Here is a 20,469-nt window from a genome sequence, read left to right on the forward strand (position 1 = left end):
GGGCCTCGCGTCAGCGAGGGTCGGGAGAGGGGAGCGCCCTTTCAGGCATCGTCGCTCCCCTCTCCCGACCCGCTTCGCGGGCCACCCTCCCCCGCAGAGGGGGGAGGGAAGGGCACGCCCCTCATAGGATTCACCCCCATGCGCCAGAACAAGCTCGGCCGGACCGGCCTCTTCGTCTCGGAACTCTGCCTCGGCACGATGACCTTCGGCGGCGGGGAAGGGATGTGGCGGCAGATCGGTGCGCTCGACCAGGCGGAGGCCGAGCGCCTCGTCGGCCGCGCGATCGATGCCGGGATCAATGTCGTCGACACCGCCGACGTCTACGCCGAGGGCCTGTCCGAGCAGATCACCGGCCAGGCGTTGAAGGCCCTCAAGGTGCCGCGCGAGAACGTGGTCGTCGCGACCAAGGCCTACGGCCCGACGGGGCCGGGCGCGAACAGCCGCGGGGCCTCGCGGGTGCATCTGCTCGACGCGGTGAAGGCCAGCCTGAAGCGGCTGCAGCTCGACCACATCGACCTCTACCAGATCCACGGCTTCGACCCGGCGACCCCGATCGAGGAGACGGTGCGGGCGCTCGACATCCTCGTCCAGCACGGCCACGTCCGCTACGTCGGCGTCTCGAACTGGGCGGCCTGGCAGATCGTGAAGGCGCTCGGCATCTCCGAGCGCGAGGGGCTGGCCCGCTTCGAGAGCCTGCAGGCCTACTACACGCTGGCCGGCCGCGACCTCGAGCGCGAGATCGTGCCGATGCTCCGGAGCGAGCGCCTCGGCCTGATGGTCTGGAGCCCGCTCGCCGGCGGCCTGCTCTCGGGCAAGTATTCCGGCGACGCCGCCGGCGAGGGCCGGCGCGCCGCCTTCGACTTCCCGCCGGTGGAGCGCGGCCGCGCCGAATCCTGCATCGACGCGATGCGGCCGATGGCGGCCGCCCGCAACGTCTCGATCGCGCAGATCGCGCTGGCGTGGCTGCTGCACCGGCGCGTGGTGTCGAGCGTCATCGTCGGCGCCAAGCGCCTCGACCAGCTCGACGACAACATCGCCGCGACGCAGATCGAGCTGAGCGAACCCGAGCTCGACGCCCTCGACGCGGTCAGCGTGCTGCCGCGCGAATACCCGGGCTGGATGTTCGAAACGCAGGGGGCGCGGGCCAAGCAGCTGGCCGAGGCCGGGCGCAGGAATGCGCGCTAGCGAGAACCGATGGGTGCCGGCCGGCGATCTCCGCATCCCGGCCGCCATTGCCACGGCGGGGGTCGAGGCCTAGCTCGTGCGGGCCCCCTGAGAGGGCCGGCGCCGGGAATACCGGCGCGCGCCGCCTATCGTCGGAGACGCCCATCATGATCCGGACCCTCGCTCTGCCCGTCCTCGCGCTCGTCGCCGGCACGGTGCCGGGCTACGCCATCGACGTCGCCAAGACCGCCACGGTCGCTGCCCCGCCCGCCAAGGTCTGGCAGGCCATCGGCGACTTCTGCGGCATCGGCGACTGGCACCCGGCGGTGGAGAAGTGCGCGCTGTCCGAGAAGGACGGCATGAAGGTCCGCACCCTCTCGCTCAAGGGCGGCGGCACCCTCGTCGAGGAGCAGGTCTCCCGCGACGACAAGGTGATGAGCTACACCTACACGATCCTGTCCGGCCCGCTGCCGGTCTCCGACTACAAGTCGACGCTCTCGGTGGCGCCGGACGGCACCGGCTCGAAGCTGAGCTGGACCGGGACCTTCAACGCCAAGGGCGCCCCGGACACCGTCGCCACCGACGCGATCTCCGGCATCTACGAGTCGGGCCTGAAGGCCATCGCCGACAAGGCGAAGTAGGCCGGTTCGGTCGACGAACGAGCTGTTCCCTCCCCCCTCTGCGGGGGAGGGAAACCGCGATCACGCGAACGGCGATCGCAGATCGAGCACCGCAATCGAAGCCTACGATTGACCGCCCGGCGGCGCGGGGTCAAAAACCGTCCGGCGCAAGCTGCGCCGTGTCAGGGAAAGCCGCCCGTGCCGACCAAGATTTCCGGATTTTCGCTCGCCGCCCTCCTCGCCGCCGCCGCGCTCGGCGGCTGCCAGCAGAAGGCCGCGGCGCCCGCCGTCGCCGTCGCGGCGGCGCCGGCCCCCGTGGTGCTGCCGCAGGGCTCCGGCTGCGGCCCGGCGATCGGCCGGACCCAGGCCGTGGTCGACAGCGACGTCGCCACCGGTAACCTCAACAAGCCGGTCGGCGACCGGTTCAGCGCGGACCTCGCCCATGCCTCGGCAGCCTGCGCCGCCGGCCGCGACGGCGAGGCGCTGCACCTGCTCGCCGCCGCCAAGAGCCGCTACGGCTACCCGTAGGATCTAAGCACATGATTGGTGCGACGGGGGATGTAACGGGCGATGGCGACCCGTATTCAACGCATCAACGCAATATGGGGCGAGACCGAGCGGATTGCGGCGAATCCGAGCCTCCGCATGCTGGCGCCCATGACCTACCGCCCCGCCGTCGGCGGGTCGCCGCACCGGGTCGTCGCGGTCGACGACCCTGCGGTCGACGAAGATGGCGGCGGGACGCTTCCAGCAGCGTCGGACGGATTGTACATCCTCATCGATGGAATGACCGGACATTACGGGCATTTCATCGTTGACGTCCTCTCGCGCCTGTGGCCGCTGGTCGGCCGGGAGCCGGGCCCGGTTTGGCTCGTCTGCCAGCCTGAGCATGGCCGGTCGTACTGGGAGCGCCCCCCGTTCCTCGCCGAGATGCTCGACGGCCTCGACTTGACCCTCGACGCGGTGGTGAGCTTCTCAGATCCCGTCATGCTGCCGCGGGTGGCAATCCCGGAGCCGAGCTTCCGGAGCTTGCAGAGCGCCCACGCGGTGTTCGGCGACCTGTGTCGCACCATCGGGCGTCGCCATTGGACCGAAGCCGAGGTCGATACGGTCACGCGACCGGCCTATTTGTCGAAATCGCGCCTGCCGACTGGGGTTCAACGCCTCGTGAACGAGAGCAACCTTGTGGCCGCGCTGGAGCGCCAGGGCGTCGATATCTTGTACCCTGAGACGATGAGCTTCGCCGAGCAGGTCAAGCTCTTCGCCCAGAGACGGGTCGTCATGGGGCTGACTGGCTCGGCCTTCCATACCGCGCCGTTCTCGGCGCCGGCGCGGCGGACCATCGCCTTGTCGGGGATGCTGCACCTGCACGCAAACTACATCCTGTTCGATGCCATCAACAGGAACCACGCGCACTACTACTTCACACCTGGCACGACGACCTTCGCGGAGAATGGGTTTGGGGTCGGCTGGAAGATCCCCGACCCTGGTCGCGTCGCCGAGCAGATGGCACGTCGCGCCGAGAACATCGACTGGATCGAGCGCTACGATGTCGAGGTCGAGGCCGAGGCGGAGCGCCGCGGGCAAAGCCTCACCGGACGCCTGCGCCGGTTGCGCCGGAGCCTGCTGGCGCGATGGAAACCCGGCTGAAGGTGGCGCCGCATCGCCGAACCGCGGATAACCGAAGCAGGCACATCCGCACTGGAACGCGCCTGCAGTCACCGATTTCGACGGGGCCGCCGTCAGCCGATGGGACGGAAGCTCAGCGGCCGCCGCCGCTGCCGGTCGAGCCGATGCGCGAGGGCTGGCCCTCGTTGCCGGAGGCGGCCGAGTCGGTGGCGATGCCGTCGGCGGCGCGGCCGGTCGGCGAGTAGGTGGCGGCGCCTTCCTCGCCGGTCGAGTTGGTCTGGCGCGTGACCACGCCCGGCGCGCCCGGCGGCACGACGACGGTGGTGCCGGTCGGCGTCTCGATGACCTGGGCGACGGCGGGGGCGGCGACGCCGAGCGCGAGGGCGGCGGCGAGGGTGAGCTTGATCATGGGGGTGGGGCCTGGACGAGGGGACGGCGCATCGAGCGCCTGAGCCCGGACAACGTCGATTGCGCGCAATCGGTCCATGCGCGCGCGCGATGGATGTTATGTCGCCGCCCGGTGCGGAAGGGGGGAACCGCGCCGCCGGCGCCTCGCCTCCGGCGGCGGAGCGGCGCTCAGGTCACGAACAGCGGGTTCAGCCCGGCCTTGTGGAAGCCGTCCTCGGCGATCTTCAGGTCGAGGCCGTAGGAGGCGACGTCGTCGGCGACGGGGTCGAGCGCCGGGTCGCGGTGCTGGTGCAGGTGCTTGATGTAGCTGTGGCAGGTGCCGCAGGTCTCGACCTGGATGTCCTTCGAGAGCTCGTCGAGGCTCTGGTAGGTGATCGCCTCGCCCGAGCCGCAGGCGGTGCAGCGGATGCGGACGTGATTCCACTGGCTGCCGCAGAGCGAGCAGGCGAGGTAGCGCGCCTTGTCGGCCGGGGTCCAGGCGACGATCAGGCTCGCCACGGGAGCGCCGCCGCAGGCCGGGCAGACGCCGTCGGCCACCGGCTTCAGCGCCGACCGGTCGAGGCGGGCGGCGGCCTCCGACAGGCAGAGCTGGAGCGCGGCCGCGACGAACACGCATTCGGCCATGCGCTCGACCGGGAAAGCGCCCTCGAACACCTGCACGCCGAGATCGAGGCGATCCTCCGGCGTTGCGGATCGCAGCGCCGCCGCCGCCTCGTGGGCGGCCTGCGGCGCTAGCCCGAGGTCGAGGGCGGCGAGCAGCCCGTCCAGGCAGGCCAGGAAGGCGCCCGGCGCCTCCAGGCTGTGGCGCGAGAGCGGCGGCATGCCGTGCTCGAGCCGCAGGGCGCGGTCGGCATTCGGCTCGGTCTCGGGCTGCGGCACCTGTCCGGCGCGCGCGGTCTGAACCGAGGCCTGCGCCGTGGCGATGCGGGCGAGCAGGTCGAGGTAGCCGCCCATCGGATGGTCGGGGGCGAGGCGCTGCAGCCGCAGGGCGCGGTTCGCGAACAGGTCGGCCGGGACGGGGAGCTGGACGAAGGGCACCGAGCCGGCGATGCCGATCCGGTCGGGATCGGGCTGCAGCTCGTGCAGCTTCTGGCGTTTTGGGGTTTTACCGGCGGTGTCGGCGGGATCTTGCCCCGCGGGCTCGGCCGCGGGGGTGCGCTTGAAGAAACGGGCCAAGGCGTCAGTGCCCGCGCTTGTCGGTGGAGCCGCGCTGGCGCTTGCCGCCGGCGATCTGCCGGAACCACTTTCGGTGGTGGCGATAGGCCCAGCCGCCGGTGACGGTGCCGCGCACCATCGCCCGGCCGGTGCCGCGCACCCAGATGCCGGCGTAGATGTGCACGACGATGATCGCGATGGCGACGACCGCGGCGAGCGAGTGCGCCAGCAGCGCCCAGCGCTTCGTCTCGATGACGGTGTACTGGTAGAAGTACTGGTCCCAGATCACCAGCCCGGTGACGAACATGATCCCGATCAGCGCGGTCTGGCCCCAGAACACGCCCTTCTGGCCGGCATTGTACTTGCCGAGCTCGGGCAGCCGGTCCTCGCGGTTGGTGACCACGTCGCCGATCTTCATCGACCAGGCGACGTCGTCCTTGTTGGGGATGTTGAGCTTCCAGAAGCGGAGGAACAGCAGCGCGAAGCTGACCGCCAGCGCCACGCCGAACCACGGGTGGATCGCCCGCGTCGCCTGGCCCCCGCCGAAGATGCCGGTGAGCGAGAACAGGTACGGCGTGAACATCGCCAGGCCGGAGAGGGTCAGCAGGGTGAACAGGATCGCGGTGATCCAGTGGTTGACGCGCTGCAGGCCGGTGTAGCGGGGAACGTACAGGATCTCCGGCGCCTCGTGCACCTCGCGCAAGGGGCGGGCATCGCCGTCTCGGATGTCGGTGTGAACGGTCATCGGGTCTGCTTCTCTCGACCTGGAGCATCGTCCACGATCTCCCGATCGCGGACAAGGCTCGCGCTTATCGTAGGGCCGCGTCGTCCTCGCGCGCCGGAATCCACCGCGCGCGATCGATGCGCCCGTGGCCCCGAACGAGAGCCGGGAGGCCGGCGCGCCTTCGGCGCCGGCCTCCCGTGCCCGTCAGTGCGGCCGGGCCTCACCGCTCTCGGCGTCGCGGCGCTTCTCGTGGTCGTACTCGATCGCCTCTTCCTCCTCCTCGGCGACGACCTCGTTCGGCCCCGCCGTGACGTAGTGGAAGAACCCGGCGACCGCCGCGAAGCCCATCGCGGCGAGCCCGAACACCTTGGCGCCGCCCTTCCAGAAGGCGACCAGCGGCGAGATCTTCGGGTCGAGCGGCAGGCCGGCATAGAGCTGCGGCTTGTCGGCGTGGTGAAGCACATACATCACGTGCGTGCCGCCGACGCCGGCCGGGTCGTACAGGCCGGCATGCTCGAAGCCGCGCGACTTGAGGTCCTCGACCCGGTCGTGCGCCTGCTCGATCATCGCGGCCTTGGTGCCGAACATGATCGAGCCGGTCGGGCACGCCTTGGCGCAGGCGGGCGCCTGGCCGACGGCGACGCGGTCCGAGCACAGCGTGCACTTGTACGCCTTGTGGTCCTTCTCGGAGATGCGCGGGATGTTGAACGGGCAGCCCTTCACGCAGTAGCCGCAGCCGATGCAGTTCTCCTCGATGAAGTCGACGATGCCGTTGGAGTACTGCACGATCGCGCCGGGGGACGGGCACGCCTTGAGGCAGCCCGGATCGGTGCAGTGCATGCAGCCGTCCTTGCGGATCAGCCATTCGAGGTTGTTGGTCGCCTCGTTCTCGTACTCGGTGAACCGCATCAGGGTCCACGTCTTGGGCGTGAGGTCGTGCGGGTTGTCGTAGACGCCGACGTTGACGCCGACGTCGTCGCGCAGGTCGTTCCACTCCTCGCAGGCCGACTGGCAGGCCTTGCAGCCGATGCACTTCGACACGTCGATGAGCTTGGCGACCTCCATGTGCGAGCGGATGGCCGGCGGCGTCTCCGTGGAGGCGGAGCGCTGCCGGATGTCGAGGGAGCTGTAATCGGCCATGGTCTGATGCTCCCCTTACGCGACGGCGTCAGCAGGAGGCGTCGTCGCCTCGATGTTGACGAGCCACGCCTTGAACTCGGGCGTCTCGGTGTTGGCGTCGCCGACCACCGGGGTGAGCGAGTTCGGGTGCCATCCTTTCTTCGTCTGGCCCATGAAGCCCCAATGCTGCGGGATGCCGACCACGTGGACGGCCTTCCCGTCGCACATCAGCGGCTTGATGCGCTTGGTGACGACCGCCTTGGCCTTGAGTGAGCCGCGCTTGGACCAGACCCGGACCCAGCCGCCCTTGACGATGCCCTTCTCCTTCGCGAGCTGCTCGGAGATCTCGACGAAGGCCTCCGGCTGGAGGATCGCGTTGATCCGGGCGTGCTTGGTCCAGCCGTGGAAGTGCTCGGTCAGCCGGTAGCTCGTCGCCGCGTAGGGGAACTCCTCCGAGGTGCCGAGATCGGCCAGGTCGTCCTTGAAGATCCGCGACGCCGGGTTGCCCTTCACCCGCGGGAACGGGATGTTGGCCATCGGCGACTCGAACGGCTCGTAGTGCGTCGGGAACGGCCCGTCGCGCATCAGGCCGCGGGTCCACAGGCGGGCGACGCCCTCCTGGTTGAGGATGAACGGGCCGACGCCCTTATCGGGGGCGACGGTGACGCCGTAATCCGGCACGTCGAAGCCGACCCACTGCTTGCCGTTCCACTCGATGAGCTTCTTCTTCTCCGACCACGGCTTCCCTTCCGGGTCGCACGAGGCGCGGTTGTAGAGCACGCGGCGGTTGGCCGGCCAGGCGAAGGCCCAGTTCGGCGCGATGCCGCGGTCGCCAGGATCGGTGTTGTCCCGGCGGGCCATGGTGTTGCCCTTCTCCGTGTAGCAGCCCGAGTAGACCCAGCAGCCGCAGGCCGTGGTGCCGTCGTCCTTGAGCTGGGCGAAGCCGTCGACCTGGCGCCCGGCCGGCAGGGTCTGCCCGTCGAGGCCCGGCGTCGGGGCGAGCGTGTAGCCGTTCAGCTCGCGCGCGAGCTCGACCGGGGTCGGCTCGTGGGCGATCGCGTAGTTCCAGGTCAGGTTGAGCATCGCGTCCGGGAAGGCGCCGCCCTCCTTCTGGTACATCTCCTTCATGCGCAGGAAGATGCCCGCCATGATGTCGATGTCGGGCTTGCACTCGCCCGGCGCGTCCTGGGCCTGCCAGTGCCATTGCAGCCAGCGGCTGGAGTTGGAGAGCGAGCCCTCCTCCTCGGCGAACAGCGTCGTCGGCAGCTCGAACACCTCGGTCTGGATCGAGGCGGTGTCGACGTCGTTGTACTCGCCGTGGTTCTCCCAGAACCGCGCGGTCTCGGTCTTGAGCGGATCCATCACCACGATGAACTTCATCTTGGAGAAGGCTTCCGTCATCTTGGCGCGATTGGGGAACGACAGCAGGGGGTTGAAGCCCTGGATGATGTACCCGGTCATCTTGCCTTGCTTCGCCAGCTCGAAGCCGCGCAGCACGTCGTAGGTCGGCACGTCGAGCTTGGGCAGGTAGTCGTAGGCCCAGTCGTTCTCCTTGGTCGCCTTCTCGCCCCACATCGCCTTCTGGAACGAGACGAAGAACTTGTTGTAGTTCGACCAGTAGCTGGTCTGGCCCGGGCGCAGCGGCTTGAACTGCCGCTTCTCGGCGTAGGACTGGTAGGTCGGCTCCTTCTCGATCGGGATGTTCAGGTAGCCGGGGATGAGGTTCGACATCAGCCCGATGTCGGTCAGCCCCTGGATGTTGGAGTGGCCGCGCAGCGCCTGCATGCCGCCGCCCAGCATCCCGATGTTGCCGAGCAGGGTCTGCACGATGCACATCGAGCGGATGTTCTGCGAGCCCTTCGAGTGGTGGGTCCAGCCGAGCGCGTAGAGCGAGGCCATCGTCCGGTCGGGTGTCGAGGTCGTGGCAATGAGCTCGCAGACCTTGAGGAAGGTCTCCTGCGGCGAGCCGCAGATCCGCGACACCATCTCGGGCGTGTAGAGCGCGACGTGCTTCTTCAGGAGCTGCATGACGCAGCGCGGGTGCTGCATCGTCTCGTCGACGACCGCGTAGCCGTCCGGACCGATCTCGTAGTCCCAGGTCGACTTGTCGTAGTCGCGCTTCTCCGGATCGTAGCCGGAGAACAGCCCGTCCTGGAAGTCGTAGCCCTCGCGCACGACATAGCCGGCGTTGGAATACGCCGCGACGTAGCGGTGCTGCAGCTTGTCGTTGTCGAGCAGGTACTTGGCCACGCCCGACAGGAACGCGATGTCGGTCCCCTGGCGGATCGGGCAGTACAGGTCGGCCACCGACGCGGTGCGCGTGAAGCGCGGGTCGACGACGATCAGCTTGGCGTTGTTGTGGGCCTTGGCCTCGACCACCCACTTGAAGCCGCAGGGATGCGCCTCAGCGGCATTGCCGCCCATGACGGTGATGACGTCCGCGTGCTTGATGTCCATCCAGAGGTTGGTCATCGCACCGCGGCCGAAGGAGGGCGCCAGACTGGCGACCGATGGGCCGTGTCAAACCCTGGCCTGGTTGTCGAAGACCAGGGCCCCCATGCTTCGGACCGTCTTGTAGGTCAGCCACGCGGTCTCGTTGGAGGTCGCGGAGGCGCCGAGGAAGCCCATCGTGGTCCAGCGGTTGACCGTGAGGTCGCCGTTCTTGGCCACGAAGTTCTTGTCGCGGTCCTCCTTCATCAGCCGGGCGATCCGCTCGAAGGCGAATTCCCAGGAGACGCGCTTGAACTCCTTCGCGCCGGCCTCGCGGTGCAGCGGGTACTTCGTCCGGGTCTCGGCCTGGATGAAGTCGAGCAGCGCCGAGCCCTTCGGGCAGAGCGTGCCGCGGTTGATCGGGTGATCGGGATCGCCCTCGACGTGCATCACCGCCGAGCGGGCGTTCTTCGACTTGTCGCCGAGGCTGTAGAGGATGATGCCGCAGGCGACCGAGCAGTAGGGGCAGGTGTTGCGGGTCTCGCGCATCTGCGCGAGCTTGAAGGGGCGCACCGCCGCCGCCATCGCCGGCTCGAGGCCGCCGAAGCCGAGGGCGCCGAGCGAGCCGCCCGCGAGGGTGACGGCGCCACCCTTCAGCAGGCCGCGGCGAGAGACCTGAATCGTCATCCGTCCATCCCGATCAGAACTGGAGTTATTCCAGCATGCATCCCAGGATTGGCGCGCCGAGGCAAGTGCGGTTCCGTGACACAGATCGTCGGTCTGTCGCCGTCGGGGCCGCCACGATTTGCCGGCCCGATCCATCCCGCGGCGGCTGCAATATTTTGCCGGGCCCGAGCCCGGCCGAAGCAAGACTTGGTTTAAGGACGTCTTACTTGGACGGCGAGGCGGGGTTCTGGCCCGAGGGGCCCGGGGTGCGGTGATCGAGCGGCGCCTGCGGCTCGGTGCCGGAGGAGGACCCGGTCGAGGCGCCCGGCACGTCGCGGTTGCGGTTCTCGGCCGTCGCGTTGCCGCCGGGATTGGGCGCGTCCTTGGCCGCCGATTCCTCCCGCGGCACGGGGGCCTGGCTCCAGCCGTCGTTGGCGCTGCGGGACTTGTCGCCCATCGCGTCGACGCCCTTGATCTCGCCGGGCTTGGTCTGGGCGTGCCCGGGGGTGCAGGCGAGCGCGATCGCCAGGGCGGCGGCGGCGGAGATGAGGCGGGGGAGGAGCACGCGCGGGGTCCGGGGTTCTGGATCGGGGAATCGACGGGATCTCAACCGGCCAACAATCCCCCGCCGCGCACGGTTCCGATTCCGCGACATCTGCGGCCTGCCGGTGACGAGGCCTTAACCAAGCTTTGCCATTCTGCCGGGATGTCGGAATGGCGTGAGGGTCCGGTGGTCATGGCGAAGCCGCAGACGTCCCGGCCGGGCGAGACGCCCCAGACCCAGCCGCCGCTGAACCCGAGCGTGCGCCGCCACCTCGGCCAAAACCTGCGCAACCTCTACGCCGACACCCTCTCCGCCCCGGTGAGCGAGCGCCTCGAAGCGCTGATCGCGCAGCTGGACCGCCCGAAGGGCTGAGGAAGCCTCGGCGCGAGGGTCTTCGCTCTGCGGCTCGGTTTCCGGGGGTCGCCTGGGGGTGGCGAGCGGCCGAAAAGCTGCCGTTCGACCATCGGCCTGGGCCGGCGCCGCGATCCGCGCGCTCATGAGCCGGAAGGCGCCATGCTCCGCAAAGCCGTGCCGACGGCCGGTGCCCGCGCACGGGCACCGGTGCGGGCGTCGCCGAGGTCGCGGGCGCGCAGGGCAAGACGGTCGGTCACCCCGGCTCGCGCAGGTTCGTGAAGTTCGCGACGATGCCGGGCGCCCGGCTGCCCTTCCGGGACGAGGCCATCAACCGGACATGGTAGCGGGCGCCGTCCGCGCCCTCGATCGTCCGCTCGGAGGGCCGGCGCGTCGCCAGCACCGTCGGGATCTCGTCCGACAGCCACGTCAGGGCGATCGGCGCCGAGAAGTTGCGCAGGGACCGGCCGACGTCGCTCGGCTGCAAGCCGAAGATCTGCGCCGCGGCACGGGTGAACATGCGGATGTGGAGATCCGGCGTGAGGAGCACGCTGGCAACGTTCATGCCCTCGAACAGCGTGGCCTGGTCGTCGCTCAGCTGATCGATCGCCTCGATCTTCGACGTCAGCTCGACGTTCATCGTCTGAAGCTCTTCGTTCAGAGACTGCGTCTCCTCCTTCGCGGCCTCGAGCTCCTCGTTGGCGGCCTGCATCTCCTCGTTGACGGAGTACAGCTCCTCGTTCGAGGATTTGAGCTCCTCGAGGGAGGTCTCGTACTCCTCGATCACGGATTGGAGCCGCTCGCGCGTGCTGCTCAGCTCGCGCTCCAGGCCGTGGATCGCCGCGTCCCGATCGTCGGCTTCCAGAGCCTGCCGCCGCTCCTTCTCGACGGGGGCGGCGGCCTCGTCGAACACCACCAGGAACAGCGGCTCCGTCTCGCTCGGCGTGTGGAGCGGCTTGACGACCAGGGTGATCGTCTGCAGGCGCCCGTCCGGAAGCTCGACGCCGATGCTGTCGCGCACGACCCGGGTGTTGCCCTCGATCGCCTCGCGCAGGGCCGTCCGGAGATCCAGCCGCAGGCCCTTGCGCGCCATCGCGGCCAGCTCCCGGGTCGGCTGGCCGGGCACGACCTCCAGATGATCGCCGATCCGCGACGAGTAATGCACGGCCTCGCCCGTCCGCGTCACGACCGCGTGGGGGGGCGTGAACTCGGACAGCATCAGCGTCTCGACCGTGTGCCGCAGGGCCGCGTGCGTCTTCACGTTGCGCCGGTGCGGATGGCCGGTCCCCACGAAGACCGCCGTGTCCGGCCCGGACATCGGCGGCAACCGGGCCGGCGGGATCGCGTCCCGCGCCTGGAAGATGCGGTGCCGCTTGTCGATCGTCTCGAACAGGTCCTCGAAGCGCGTCACGTTCTCGGCCATGCCGATGAACAGGTAGCCGCGCGGACGCAGGGCGTAGTGCAGCACCGGCATCAGCTGCTGCTGGGCATCGACGCCGAGGTAGATCAGCAGGTTTCGGCACGAGACGAGATCGAGGCGCGAGAACGGCGGGTCGCGCAGCACGCTGTGCGGGGCGAAGGTGCACAGGTCGCGCACGGCCTTCTTGACCACCGCGCTGTCGCCCTCGACGACGAAGTGCTGCGCGACCCGCTCGGGCGAGACGGCGGACAGGTAGGTCCTCGGGTAGAGGCCGGTCCGGGCGACCGTGAGCGAGCGCTCGTCGATGTCGGTGGCGAAGATCTGCACGCGCGGCGGATCCGCCAGGGTGAGCATGTGCTCGCGCAGGAGGATGGCCAGGGAGTAGACCTCCTCGCCGGTCGAGCAGGCCGGCACCCAGACCCGCACGATCTCGGTCGCCGCGCGCGCATCGAGAAGCTTCGGGATGACGTGGGCGGCGAGCGCCTCGAAGGCGGCGGCGTCGCGGAAGAAGTTCGTCACGCCGATCAGCAGATCCCGGAACAGCGCCCCGACTTCCGCCGGGTCGGCACGCAGCCGCTTGAGGTAGGCGTCCGGCCCGGCCGCCCCGACCACGCCGATGCGCCGCTGCAGGCGACGCACGAAGGTGTTGGGCTTGTAGCCCGAGAAGTCGTGCCCGACCTGCGAGCGGAGGATGACGAAGATCTCAGCAAGCAGCTCGGCGTCGAGCTCCTGCGCGGCCGGGTCGGCCTGGGCCTCCCGCGCGGCGGTGCTGTGCGCGGCGATCCGGTCGCCCATCCGTTCGGCCGGCTCGCCGAAATCGACGAAGCCGGTCCGCAGCGAGCTGAGCGGCATGTCGGGGGTCTCGGGCCCGAAGCCGTCCAGGGTCTGGGCCAAGGTCAGGCCGCCGTGCTCCTTGATCGCCTTGATGCCGATGGCGCCGTCCCCGTCGCCGCCGGACAGGATCACGCCGACCGCGCGCTCGCCCTGGTCGAGGGCCAGGGCCGTCAGGAAGATGTCGACCGGCTTGGTCTCGCGGACCTTCGGCTCGAGCGGCCTCAACGTCAGCCGGCCGTCCACGATGCCCATGACGAAACCGCCCGGCATGACGTAGATGCGGCCCGGTCGGACCGGCGCGCCGTCGGTGGCGGTCTCGACCTCCAGCGGCGTGAACCGGGCCAGGACGTCCGGGAGCAGGCTCTTGTGGTCCCGGCTGAGATGCGTGACGATGACGAAGGCTGCCCCGAGCGTCTCCGGCACCCCGCGGAAGAAGCCCTGCATCGCTTCGATGCCGCCCGCGGACGCGCCGATGCCGACGATCGGAAAGTGGTCGTGGTCCATCACGATGTTCTGAGCCTTCGGATCGATGCAATGCCGTTCGTCGGGTCCCAGCATCCTGCGTTCTCGCCCGATGTCGAGGACGGCCGTGCGGATCAGCTGTCGTGCGTGGCCTCCTGCACGACGTAGGCGAGGCAGCGGGCCCGGGCCTCGGGGCTCTTCAGCCGCACGAACAGCCGCAGCAGCGCCACCACTTCGGGGAGATGATCCAGGCCCGCCACGGCGGTTTCGGTGTCCGGTGCCCGAGCCGGGTCGGCGGTCAGGAAGGTCGCCACCGGAACGCCCAGCGACCGGGCGATGCGGACCAGCGCACCGGGGTCGTCGTCCTGCAGGTCGTCACCGTTCATCATGACCGTCCGCCGATCCCCGCGCCGCGGCGATCAATGCACGGCGATCCCGGCCACGCGCGGTCCCATCACGCCGGCGATGCGACGCCCGACATGATGGAGCACGTGACCGAGGAGCAGGCGGGTCTGGGTGTCGGGGTCGTCTTCCGCGGCCTCGTAGGCCTCGATGAGGGACGCCACCAATTGGTTCGACGGGCCGGGGGCGTCGTCCATGCAGGATGCGAGAGGCCCCGCAGCGGTCTGCTCCCGGGAGCGTAGGACGAGCGCGCGCGAGGCCTGGAGCGTCCGCCGCGTCTCCTCGGCCATGGCGCGCAGCTCACGGGCCACCTCAAGGCACCGGTCTGCTCGTGAGCGGTCTATCATCGGCGCTCCGGTTTCCGTCCCATGCCCGCACATGGACGACTTCCGTGCGGCAGATCGGAACGTGCACGCAATTTATAGATGTGGCAATCCGACGATTGCGTTCGAGGGCGATCGGGAGGACCGAACGTCAGCATGCGGGGCAGGTCGGCTTTCGCATCCATCGAGCAGACGCAAGTACAAGTCCCGCGTTCCCAAGTCGTCGCTCCATGCGCGGCCCGGAAGCGGACCGTCCGGCCTTGCCATGGGTCGTGCGCGGGCGCGACGGCGACGTCCGCTTCCGGTGGACCTGCGCGCGCGCGTCAGGTCCACCGGGCGCCCTTCATCGGCGGCGGCCTCCCGGAGCCGTACGACCCGAGCCGACATCGGAACCGTGGCCGGCCGGCACGCGGGCTCGGCGCGGCCGCGACGAAACGGCCGGTGCCAGGGATCGCACCGGATCCGGCCCTTCCGCCCGCCCGGAATTTGGAATGGTTTGCAGTTTCGTGCACCTTAGGCGTGAATCGGGCACGCCATCCGGAACGCCAAGAAGGCCGGACGCCCGACGGTGGAGGAAACATGAACGAAATCGTCAAGCCGGACTCCCTGATCGTCGCGGAGGCCGAGAGCCTGACCGAGACCTTCTTCGGCGGCTGCCCGCACGATTGCCCGGACACCTGCTCGATGCTGTTCGAGGTGAAGGACGGGGAGCTGCTCGGCGTGCGGGGCAACCCGGACCATCCGATGACCCGCGGCGGCCTCTGCGTGAAGCTGAAGGACTACGAGAAGCGCCACTACCATCCCGACCGGCTGCTCTACCCGATGAAGCGCGTCGGCCCGAAGGGCGCGAAGCAGTTCGCGCGCATCACCTGGGACGAGGCGCTCGACACCATCGTCACGCGCTGGAAGGCGATCATCGACCAGCACGGCCCCGAGGCGATCGCGCCCTACAGCTACCTCGGCAACCAGGGCCTCGTGCACGGCTTGAACGGCGGCGACGCCTTCTTCAACCGCATGGGCGCCACCGTGACCGAGCGCACCTTCTGCGGCGAGGGCTCCTGCACCGCGTGGCTGCTCACCGTCGGCCCGACCGCCGGCCTCGACCCGGACAGCTACATCCACTCCAAGTACATCGTGATCTGGGCCTGCAACTCGGTCTCGACGAACCTGCACCACTGGGCCATCGTCAAGGACGCCCAGAAGAAGGGCGCCAAGGTCGTCGTCATCGACACCTACGCCTCGCGCACCGCCAAGGCGGCCGACTGGCACATCGCCCCGAAGCCCGGCACCGACGGCGCGCTCGCCATGGCGCTGATCAACTCGATCATCGCGCAGGGCCTCGTCGACCAGGACTACGTCGACAACCACACGGTCGGCTTCGCGGAGCTGAAGGAGCGGGCCGCGCCCCGCACGCCGGAATGGGCCGCCGCGATCACCGGCGTCCCGGCCGAGGACATCCGCACGCTCGCCCGCGAGATGGCGACCGAGCAGCCGGTCGGCATCCGCATGGGCGTGGCGCTGGAGCGGCATTACGGCGGCGGCCAGACCATCCGCGCCGTCACCTGCATCCCGGCGCTGACCGGCGCGTGGCGTCACGTCGGCGGCGGCGTCACCCAGTTCGGCGTGTGGGAGCATCCCTACAAGTTCGACGTGATGTGCCGGCCCGACCTGATCCCGGAGGGGACCCGCGTCGTGTCGAACCTGCAGATCGGGCGCGCGCTCACCGGCGAGCTGAAGCTCGACCCGCCGATCCTGTCGATGATGTGCTGGAACTCGAACCCCGTCACGCAGGCGCCCGAGACCGACAAGATCGTCGAGGGGCTGATGCGCGAGGACCTGTTCATGGTCTCGGCCGAGCACTTCATCTCCGACACGGCGTCCTACGCCGACATCCTGCTGCCCGCCACGATGGGCGCGGAGATGGAGGACATGATCCTGTCCTGGGGCCACCTCTACCTGACCTACAACACCAAGTGCGCGGACGCGCCCGGCGAGGCGATCCCGAACAACGAGATCTTCCGCCGGCTCGCGGCCCGGCTCGGCTACGCGGAGGAGAACTTCACGTGGTCGGACAGCGAGTGCCTCGAGCACTACGTCGACTGGTCGTCGCCGGCCTGCGAGGGCATCGACCTCGCCTACATGCGCGAGCACGGCTTCGCCCGCCTCAAGGTCGGCACGCCGGACGACCGGGCGCCGCACCGGGAGGGCAACTTCCCGACGCCGACCGGCAAGTGCATGCTGAAGGTGGAGGGCGCCACGAACTTCGTCGCGCCGCCGTTCCGGCAGATGTACGAGGGCTTCCAGCCCGGCGAGGCGCTCGATCCCCTGCCCGACTACCTCGGCCCGAGGGAATCCCACGCCAACGACCCGGAGCTGGCCAGGCGCTTCCCGCTCAACATCGTCTCGCCCAAGAGCCACTACTTCCTGAACTCCTGCTACGCCAACATGGAGGACAAGCAGAAGGGCCAGGGCGAGCAGTTCGTACTGATCAGCCAGGCCGACGCCGACGCCCGCGGCATTCGCGACGGCGACAAGGTGCAGGTCGCCAACGACCGCGGCGTTTTCAAGGGCGTGGCCCGCATCACCGACGACGTGACGGCCGGCATCGTGGTCGCGACTTTGGGCTACTGGCGCCAGCTCAACGAGGGCACGGTCAACAGCATCTCGTCGGGCGCCTTCAGCGACATGGGCCACGCGCCCTCGTTCTCGGACAACCTCGTCGAGGTCGTTCGGGCGAACTGAGGGCGTCGCCGGCCGTGCGGCCAGCAGGCGCCCCACGGGGCGCGTGCTGCCTGCGGACGGCGCCCCGGGCTTGGCCGGATGCGGCGGATGTGCGAGGCCTCGTCGGCGGTTGCGGGCGGACGCGCGGGGCGGCCGAGCCCCGGAGGGGGAGGCCATGGAACTCCTGATCGTCGACGACCACCCGCTGTTCCGCGAGGCGCTCGCCAGCACGATCGGCCTGTCCGATCCCGACGCGGTGCTGCACGAGGCCGACGGGATCGCGGCGGCCTGCGCGATGCTGGCCGCCCATCGCGGCATCGAGCTGACGCTGCTCGACCTGTCGATGCGGGGGGTGTCGGGCTTCGACGGGCTCGTCACCATCCGCGCCCGGTTTCCGCGCGTGCCGATCCTGGTGGTGTCGGGGCACGAGGATCCGCGCATCATGCGCGAGGCGCTGCACCACGGGGCGGCCGGCTACGTGCCGAAGGCGGTCGACAAGGCGACGCTGACGCGGGCGATCCGGGACGTGCTCGCCGGCGCGCTCGCGATTCCCGAAGGCCTCGCCGAGGCCGGGCCGCCCGCCCGCGGCGCCGCGCGGAAGGCCCCGCTCGCCGAGCGCATCGCCCGGCTCACCCCGCAGCAGATGCGGGTGCTGCTGATGATCCGCCAGGGCAAGCTCAACAAGCAGATCGCCCACGCGCTCCAGGTCGGCGACTCGACCGTGAAGGCCCACGTGTCCGAGATCCTGCGCAAGCTCGAGGTGATCAGCCGGACGCAGATCGTGATCGACACCGCGTCGCTCGACTTCGACCGCCCGCAGGACGGCCATGCCGGCTGAGCGCGCGCGGTCTTCGCACCACACGCGATCTTGAGATCCGGCAGTTTCCTGCCGATCCGAGCGATCTTTGCAGCCTATGATAGCAACGGCCCGGTCCGGCCTTAACATGCGTCAACCGGACCGGCACGATCGACTGGTGCTTCGCCGGCGGAGCCCGGCCCTGTAGGCTCCCGACCCCGGTGCGACCTTTGCGACGACGCTCGGATCGCGCGGCTGATCCGCCGGTTGCCCTGCCGGATCGACGCCCCATCTTCCCCGTCGAGGGCGGCGTCAGCGAACAGGATCGACCGTGACCGTTTTTCGAACCATCCGTTTCCGCGGGCTCGCCCTCGCGGGCGCCCTCGCCGTGGCGCTGCCCGCCCTGGTCCACGCGCAGGAGATGCCGCGGATCGACGGCGCCCACAACGCCCTGCTGATCCACGGCAACTTCTGCGGCCCGGGCAACCGCGGGCCGGGGCACCCGCCGGTGGACGCCCTCGACCTCGCCTGCGCCCACCACGACGCCTGCACGCCGGACCGCGCCTCGGGCCGGCTGCCGCACTGCGCCTGCAACGACCGCCTGCGCGAGGAGGCCGGCCTCGTCGCCCACGATCCGCGCACGCCGCAGACCGTCCGCGACACCGCGCAGTTCATCGCCGACGGCGCCGACCTGCTGCCCTGCGACGACTGATCCGGCCCGACGCCGCCTCGGCCCGGCGGCCGCCCCCGCCGGGCCGCCGCCGCGGGCCGGGCGCCGCTCAGGTGTGGGCGAAGATGTCGACCTCGGGCCAGCCGTCGAGGTCGAGCCGGGCGCGGGTCGGCAGGAAGGCGAAGCAGGCCTCGGCGAGATCCGTGCGGTTCTCGCGCGCCAGCATCCGGTCGAGGCGGTCGCGCGCGGCGTGGAGGTGGAGCACGTCGGAGGCGGCGTACTCCACCTGCGCCGGCGTCAGCGTCTCGGCGCCCCAGTCGGAGGATTGCTGCGCCTTCGACAGGTCGACCCCGACGCATTCGCGGACCACGTCCTTGAGCCCGTGCCGGTCGGTGTAGGTGCGCGCGAGCTTCGAGGCGATCTTGGTGCAGTAGACCGGCGCCGGCATCACCCCGAGCGCCCGGTACAGCACCGCGAGGTCGAACCGCGCATAGTGGAAGATCTTCCGCACCCCCGCATCGGCCAGGATGCCCGCCAGCACCGCGGGCACCGGCCCATCGCGAAGGATCTGCACGACGTCGGCCGAGCCGTCGCCCTTCGAGACCTGCACGACGCAGAGCCGGTCGCGATGCGGGTTGAGCCCCAGCGTCTCGGTGTCGACGGCGATCGCCGCCCCCGGCTCGTACCCGGCCGGCAGGTCGCCGCGATGCAGGCGGATGGTGTGGCTCGGCATGGTTTTCGGGCTTTTGGGGGTGGGGGGTTTTTGGGGCGGGTATCATCCGCTGGGGTGGGGGACAAGGTTGAGGGGACGCGGGTTCGACGGGCTTGAACGAGGGCTATGGGAGGGACGGAGTTCGGCCTTTGGTCCGAAAGCGGGCGTTCCGCATGCGACTCTACTCAGATGCTCAGGCGCCGTTCGACCTAAAGCAAAACCGGTTACGCGCCCTTTGATTACTTCATCCAATAATTAGATTTTATCATGTTGCAAAAACAGAATTTATTGATATTTAGCGACCATCCAATGACCGTCTTCGAACATCATCTTAGCTTCCTCCAAGCTTTCCCCTCTACCTCCTCGTATATAGGTTAGTATCAACTCACATCCATGACCCCGTGCATTCACGAAACGGCGCGAAGGCAGCGATGTCTTTAAATCAGTTCGATTGAATGGCTCGTTTTTGTCAGCCAACTCTCCGAAAGCAATCACTGCTTCCTTGGGCATGTCTCGACGAAAGGGGATCGGCACCCATTGATCGGCTGGATAAGGGCACGATAGTCCAGACATAGCAATGAGAAGAAAAAACATCAGCGAAGTCCCGCTAGGTTTTAGCAAAACTAATGATCGAAAATTGATAGAGGTTTCAGGAATGAACCTTCCTACAGTCCTTTTGCCACCTATTCCGATCGTCCGACGCTGCCTCACCCAAAACCTGGAGCGGACCTTCCTCGGGCGCGAGAATGGTCGAAAGCGGTCAATAGAACTCTGTCAAGCGCCAACACTCTCCACTCCCGGCGCGCGGCCACCCCCCGCGCGCCGGCCCAAACTCCCAAAAATTCACTTCTGCTTGGCGATGACCTTGTCCTTGATGCCGTCGTAGACCGACTGCGAGAGGATCTTCTTCTGAACGAGGTCGTCCTTGCCCTTGTAGGGGCGGCCCTTGATGATCGCGGCCGAGCGGGCGGCGCCGATGCCGGGGAGCGCGTCGAGCTCGGCGGCGGAGGCGCTGTTGAGGTCGAGCAGGGCGCCCTTGGCGGCGTTCGGCGCGCCGGCGACGGGGGCCGAGGGCTTCATCGGCGCGGCCGGGGCGGCGGGCGCGGTCGCCGCGGGCTTGGTCGGGGTCGCGGGGGCGGGGCTCTGCGCCAGCGCCGGCGCGGCGGCGAGGCAGGCGAGAACGGCGAGGGTGCGCAGGAACTGAGTGGCCATGGTGGTCCTCCCGAAGGAACGGCGGCCCGGTGCCCGGCGCCGACGGCCTGGGGTGTGGGCCGGCGCGCTTGAACCGCGGCTTAACGCTGCGACACGCCGCCCCAGGC

General features: G+C 69.3%; 19 protein-coding genes. 8 read left to right on the plus strand and 11 right to left on the minus strand.

What is annotated here, in order from left to right:
• The first annotated feature begins 138 nt into the window (after positions 1 to 138).
• From MKK55_RS25010 to MKK55_RS25025, 4 genes are all read left to right on the plus strand, one after another.
• Complete coding sequence (locus MKK55_RS25010) at positions 139 to 1,185, plus strand: aldo/keto reductase (protein WP_243938205.1); 1,047 nt, start codon at positions 139 to 141, stop codon at positions 1,183 to 1,185.
• A gap of 146 nt (positions 1,186 to 1,331) precedes the next feature.
• Positions 1,332 to 1,805 (plus strand): SRPBCC family protein, encoded by a 474-nt coding sequence (locus MKK55_RS25015; protein ID WP_147729221.1) that lies wholly within the window; start codon positions 1,332 to 1,334, stop codon positions 1,803 to 1,805.
• Positions 1,806 to 1,982: 177 nt separating this feature from the next.
• Complete coding sequence (locus MKK55_RS25020; RefSeq protein WP_147860202.1) at positions 1,983 to 2,312, plus strand: hypothetical protein; 330 nt, start codon at positions 1,983 to 1,985, stop codon at positions 2,310 to 2,312.
• A gap of 42 nt (positions 2,313 to 2,354) precedes the next feature.
• Entirely contained in the window at positions 2,355 to 3,434 is a 1,080-nt protein-coding gene (locus MKK55_RS25025; RefSeq protein WP_243938207.1) for a glycosyltransferase family 61 protein, read from the plus strand.
• Positions 3,435 to 3,546: 112 nt separating this feature from the next.
• On the opposite strand, the gene MKK55_RS25030 is transcribed toward MKK55_RS25025, so the two are convergent.
• The 6 genes from MKK55_RS25030 to MKK55_RS25055 form a co-directional block, all read right to left on the minus strand.
• Positions 3,547 to 3,822: a hypothetical protein gene (locus MKK55_RS25030; RefSeq protein WP_147860201.1), complete on the minus strand. Its 276-nt coding sequence runs from the start codon at positions 3,820 to 3,822 to the stop codon at positions 3,547 to 3,549.
• Positions 3,823 to 3,989: 167 nt separating this feature from the next.
• The gene (gene fdhE / locus MKK55_RS25035) at positions 3,990 to 4,997 is read right to left on the minus strand and encodes a formate dehydrogenase accessory protein FdhE (RefSeq protein WP_243938209.1); all 1,008 of its coding nucleotides are present in this window, start codon (positions 4,995 to 4,997) and stop codon (positions 3,990 to 3,992) included.
• A gap of 4 nt (positions 4,998 to 5,001) precedes the next feature.
• Positions 5,002 to 5,721, minus strand: coding sequence for a formate dehydrogenase subunit gamma (locus MKK55_RS25040; RefSeq protein WP_147728351.1), 720 nt, complete (start codon positions 5,719 to 5,721; stop codon positions 5,002 to 5,004).
• A 183-nt stretch (positions 5,722 to 5,904) separates the two neighbouring features.
• Positions 5,905 to 6,840, minus strand: coding sequence for a formate dehydrogenase subunit beta (gene fdxH / locus MKK55_RS25045; RefSeq protein ID WP_147728352.1), 936 nt, complete (start codon positions 6,838 to 6,840; stop codon positions 5,905 to 5,907).
• 15 nt (positions 6,841 to 6,855) lie between these two features.
• A complete protein-coding gene (fdnG, locus tag MKK55_RS25050) occupies positions 6,856 to 9,936 on the minus strand; it encodes a formate dehydrogenase-N subunit alpha (RefSeq protein WP_147728353.1) in 3,081 nt (1,026 codons plus the stop codon).
• A 202-nt stretch (positions 9,937 to 10,138) separates the two neighbouring features.
• Positions 10,139 to 10,480, minus strand: coding sequence for a hypothetical protein (locus MKK55_RS25055; RefSeq protein WP_147860203.1), 342 nt, complete (start codon positions 10,478 to 10,480; stop codon positions 10,139 to 10,141).
• Between the two features lie 171 nt (positions 10,481 to 10,651).
• Here MKK55_RS25055 and MKK55_RS25060 point away from each other — a divergent pair, with 171 nt between their 5' ends.
• Positions 10,652 to 10,831, plus strand: a complete 180-nt coding sequence (locus tag MKK55_RS25060) for a NepR family anti-sigma factor (protein ID WP_147725361.1) — start codon at positions 10,652 to 10,654, stop codon at positions 10,829 to 10,831.
• 235 nt (positions 10,832 to 11,066) lie between these two features.
• Here the strand turns inward: MKK55_RS25060 and MKK55_RS25065 are convergent, their stop codons facing one another.
• The 3 genes from MKK55_RS25065 to MKK55_RS25075 are packed head-to-tail and all read right to left on the minus strand — an operon-like array spanning position 11,067 to position 14,239.
• Positions 11,067 to 13,622 (minus strand): CheR family methyltransferase, encoded by a 2,556-nt coding sequence (locus MKK55_RS25065; RefSeq protein ID WP_243938210.1) that lies wholly within the window; start codon positions 13,620 to 13,622, stop codon positions 11,067 to 11,069.
• Between the two features lie 38 nt (positions 13,623 to 13,660).
• On the minus strand, positions 13,661 to 13,915 hold the full coding sequence (locus tag MKK55_RS25070; RefSeq protein ID WP_243933075.1) for a hypothetical protein: 255 nt from the start codon (positions 13,913 to 13,915) through the stop codon (positions 13,661 to 13,663).
• A gap of 30 nt (positions 13,916 to 13,945) precedes the next feature.
• Positions 13,946 to 14,239 carry a hypothetical protein gene (locus MKK55_RS25075; protein ID WP_147725363.1) on the minus strand — a complete coding sequence of 98 codons (294 nt, stop codon included), beginning with the start codon at positions 14,237 to 14,239 and terminating at the stop codon, positions 13,946 to 13,948.
• A gap of 591 nt (positions 14,240 to 14,830) precedes the next feature.
• On the opposite strand from MKK55_RS25075, the gene MKK55_RS25080 reads away from it, so the two are divergent.
• From MKK55_RS25080 to MKK55_RS25090, 3 genes are all read left to right on the plus strand, one after another.
• Positions 14,831 to 16,993, plus strand: coding sequence for a molybdopterin-dependent oxidoreductase (locus tag MKK55_RS25080; RefSeq protein WP_243938213.1), 2,163 nt, complete (start codon positions 14,831 to 14,833; stop codon positions 16,991 to 16,993).
• Positions 16,994 to 17,147: 154 nt separating this feature from the next.
• Positions 17,148 to 17,810, plus strand: coding sequence for a response regulator (locus MKK55_RS25085; RefSeq protein WP_243933071.1), 663 nt, complete (start codon positions 17,148 to 17,150; stop codon positions 17,808 to 17,810).
• 289 nt (positions 17,811 to 18,099) lie between these two features.
• Entirely contained in the window at positions 18,100 to 18,480 is a 381-nt protein-coding gene (locus MKK55_RS25090; protein WP_147844773.1) for a hypothetical protein, read from the plus strand.
• Positions 18,481 to 18,547: 67 nt separating this feature from the next.
• On the opposite strand, the gene MKK55_RS25095 is transcribed toward MKK55_RS25090, so the two are convergent.
• Together MKK55_RS25095 and MKK55_RS25100 are read right to left on the minus strand one after the other, a co-directional pair.
• Positions 18,548 to 19,171, minus strand: coding sequence for a ribonuclease D (locus tag MKK55_RS25095; protein ID WP_147730061.1), 624 nt, complete (start codon positions 19,169 to 19,171; stop codon positions 18,548 to 18,550).
• Positions 19,172 to 19,993: 822 nt separating this feature from the next.
• On the minus strand, positions 19,994 to 20,362 hold the full coding sequence (locus MKK55_RS25100; RefSeq protein ID WP_243933067.1) for a ComEA family DNA-binding protein: 369 nt from the start codon (positions 20,360 to 20,362) through the stop codon (positions 19,994 to 19,996).
• Positions 20,363 to 20,469: the final 107 nt, after the last annotated feature.

Source organism: Methylobacterium sp. J-059 (assembly GCF_022829485.1).
GTDB lineage: Bacteria > Pseudomonadota > Alphaproteobacteria > Rhizobiales > Beijerinckiaceae > Methylobacterium.

Excerpts from the sequence above, each read along its gene's own strand:
- MKK55_RS25010 (WP_243938205.1), top strand. The coding sequence starts at position 139 with ATGCGCCAGAACAAGCTCGGCCGGACCGGCCTCTTCGTCTCGGAACTC.
- MKK55_RS25015 (WP_147729221.1), top strand. The coding sequence starts at position 1,332 with ATGATCCGGACCCTCGCTCTGCCCGTCCTCGCGCTCGTCGCCGGCACG.
- MKK55_RS25025 (WP_243938207.1), top strand. The coding sequence starts at position 2,355 with ATGGCGACCCGTATTCAACGCATCAACGCAATATGGGGCGAGACCGAG.
- MKK55_RS25030 (WP_147860201.1), bottom strand. The coding sequence starts at position 3,822 with ATGATCAAGCTCACCCTCGCCGCCGCCCTCGCGCTCGGCGTCGCCGCC.
- MKK55_RS25040 (WP_147728351.1), bottom strand. The coding sequence starts at position 5,721 with ATGACCGTTCACACCGACATCCGAGACGGCGATGCCCGCCCCTTGCGC.
- fdxH (WP_147728352.1), bottom strand. The coding sequence starts at position 6,840 with ATGGCCGATTACAGCTCCCTCGACATCCGGCAGCGCTCCGCCTCCACG.
- MKK55_RS25060 (WP_147725361.1), top strand. The coding sequence starts at position 10,652 with ATGGCGAAGCCGCAGACGTCCCGGCCGGGCGAGACGCCCCAGACCCAG.
- MKK55_RS25065 (WP_243938210.1), bottom strand. The coding sequence starts at position 13,622 with ATGCTGGGACCCGACGAACGGCATTGCATCGATCCGAAGGCTCAGAAC.
- MKK55_RS25070 (WP_243933075.1), bottom strand. The coding sequence starts at position 13,915 with ATGATGAACGGTGACGACCTGCAGGACGACGACCCCGGTGCGCTGGTC.
- MKK55_RS25080 (WP_243938213.1), top strand. The coding sequence starts at position 14,831 with ATGAACGAAATCGTCAAGCCGGACTCCCTGATCGTCGCGGAGGCCGAG.
- MKK55_RS25085 (WP_243933071.1), top strand. The coding sequence starts at position 17,148 with ATGGAACTCCTGATCGTCGACGACCACCCGCTGTTCCGCGAGGCGCTC.
- MKK55_RS25095 (WP_147730061.1), bottom strand. The coding sequence starts at position 19,171 with ATGCCGAGCCACACCATCCGCCTGCATCGCGGCGACCTGCCGGCCGGG.
- MKK55_RS25100 (WP_243933067.1), bottom strand. The coding sequence starts at position 20,362 with ATGGCCACTCAGTTCCTGCGCACCCTCGCCGTTCTCGCCTGCCTCGCC.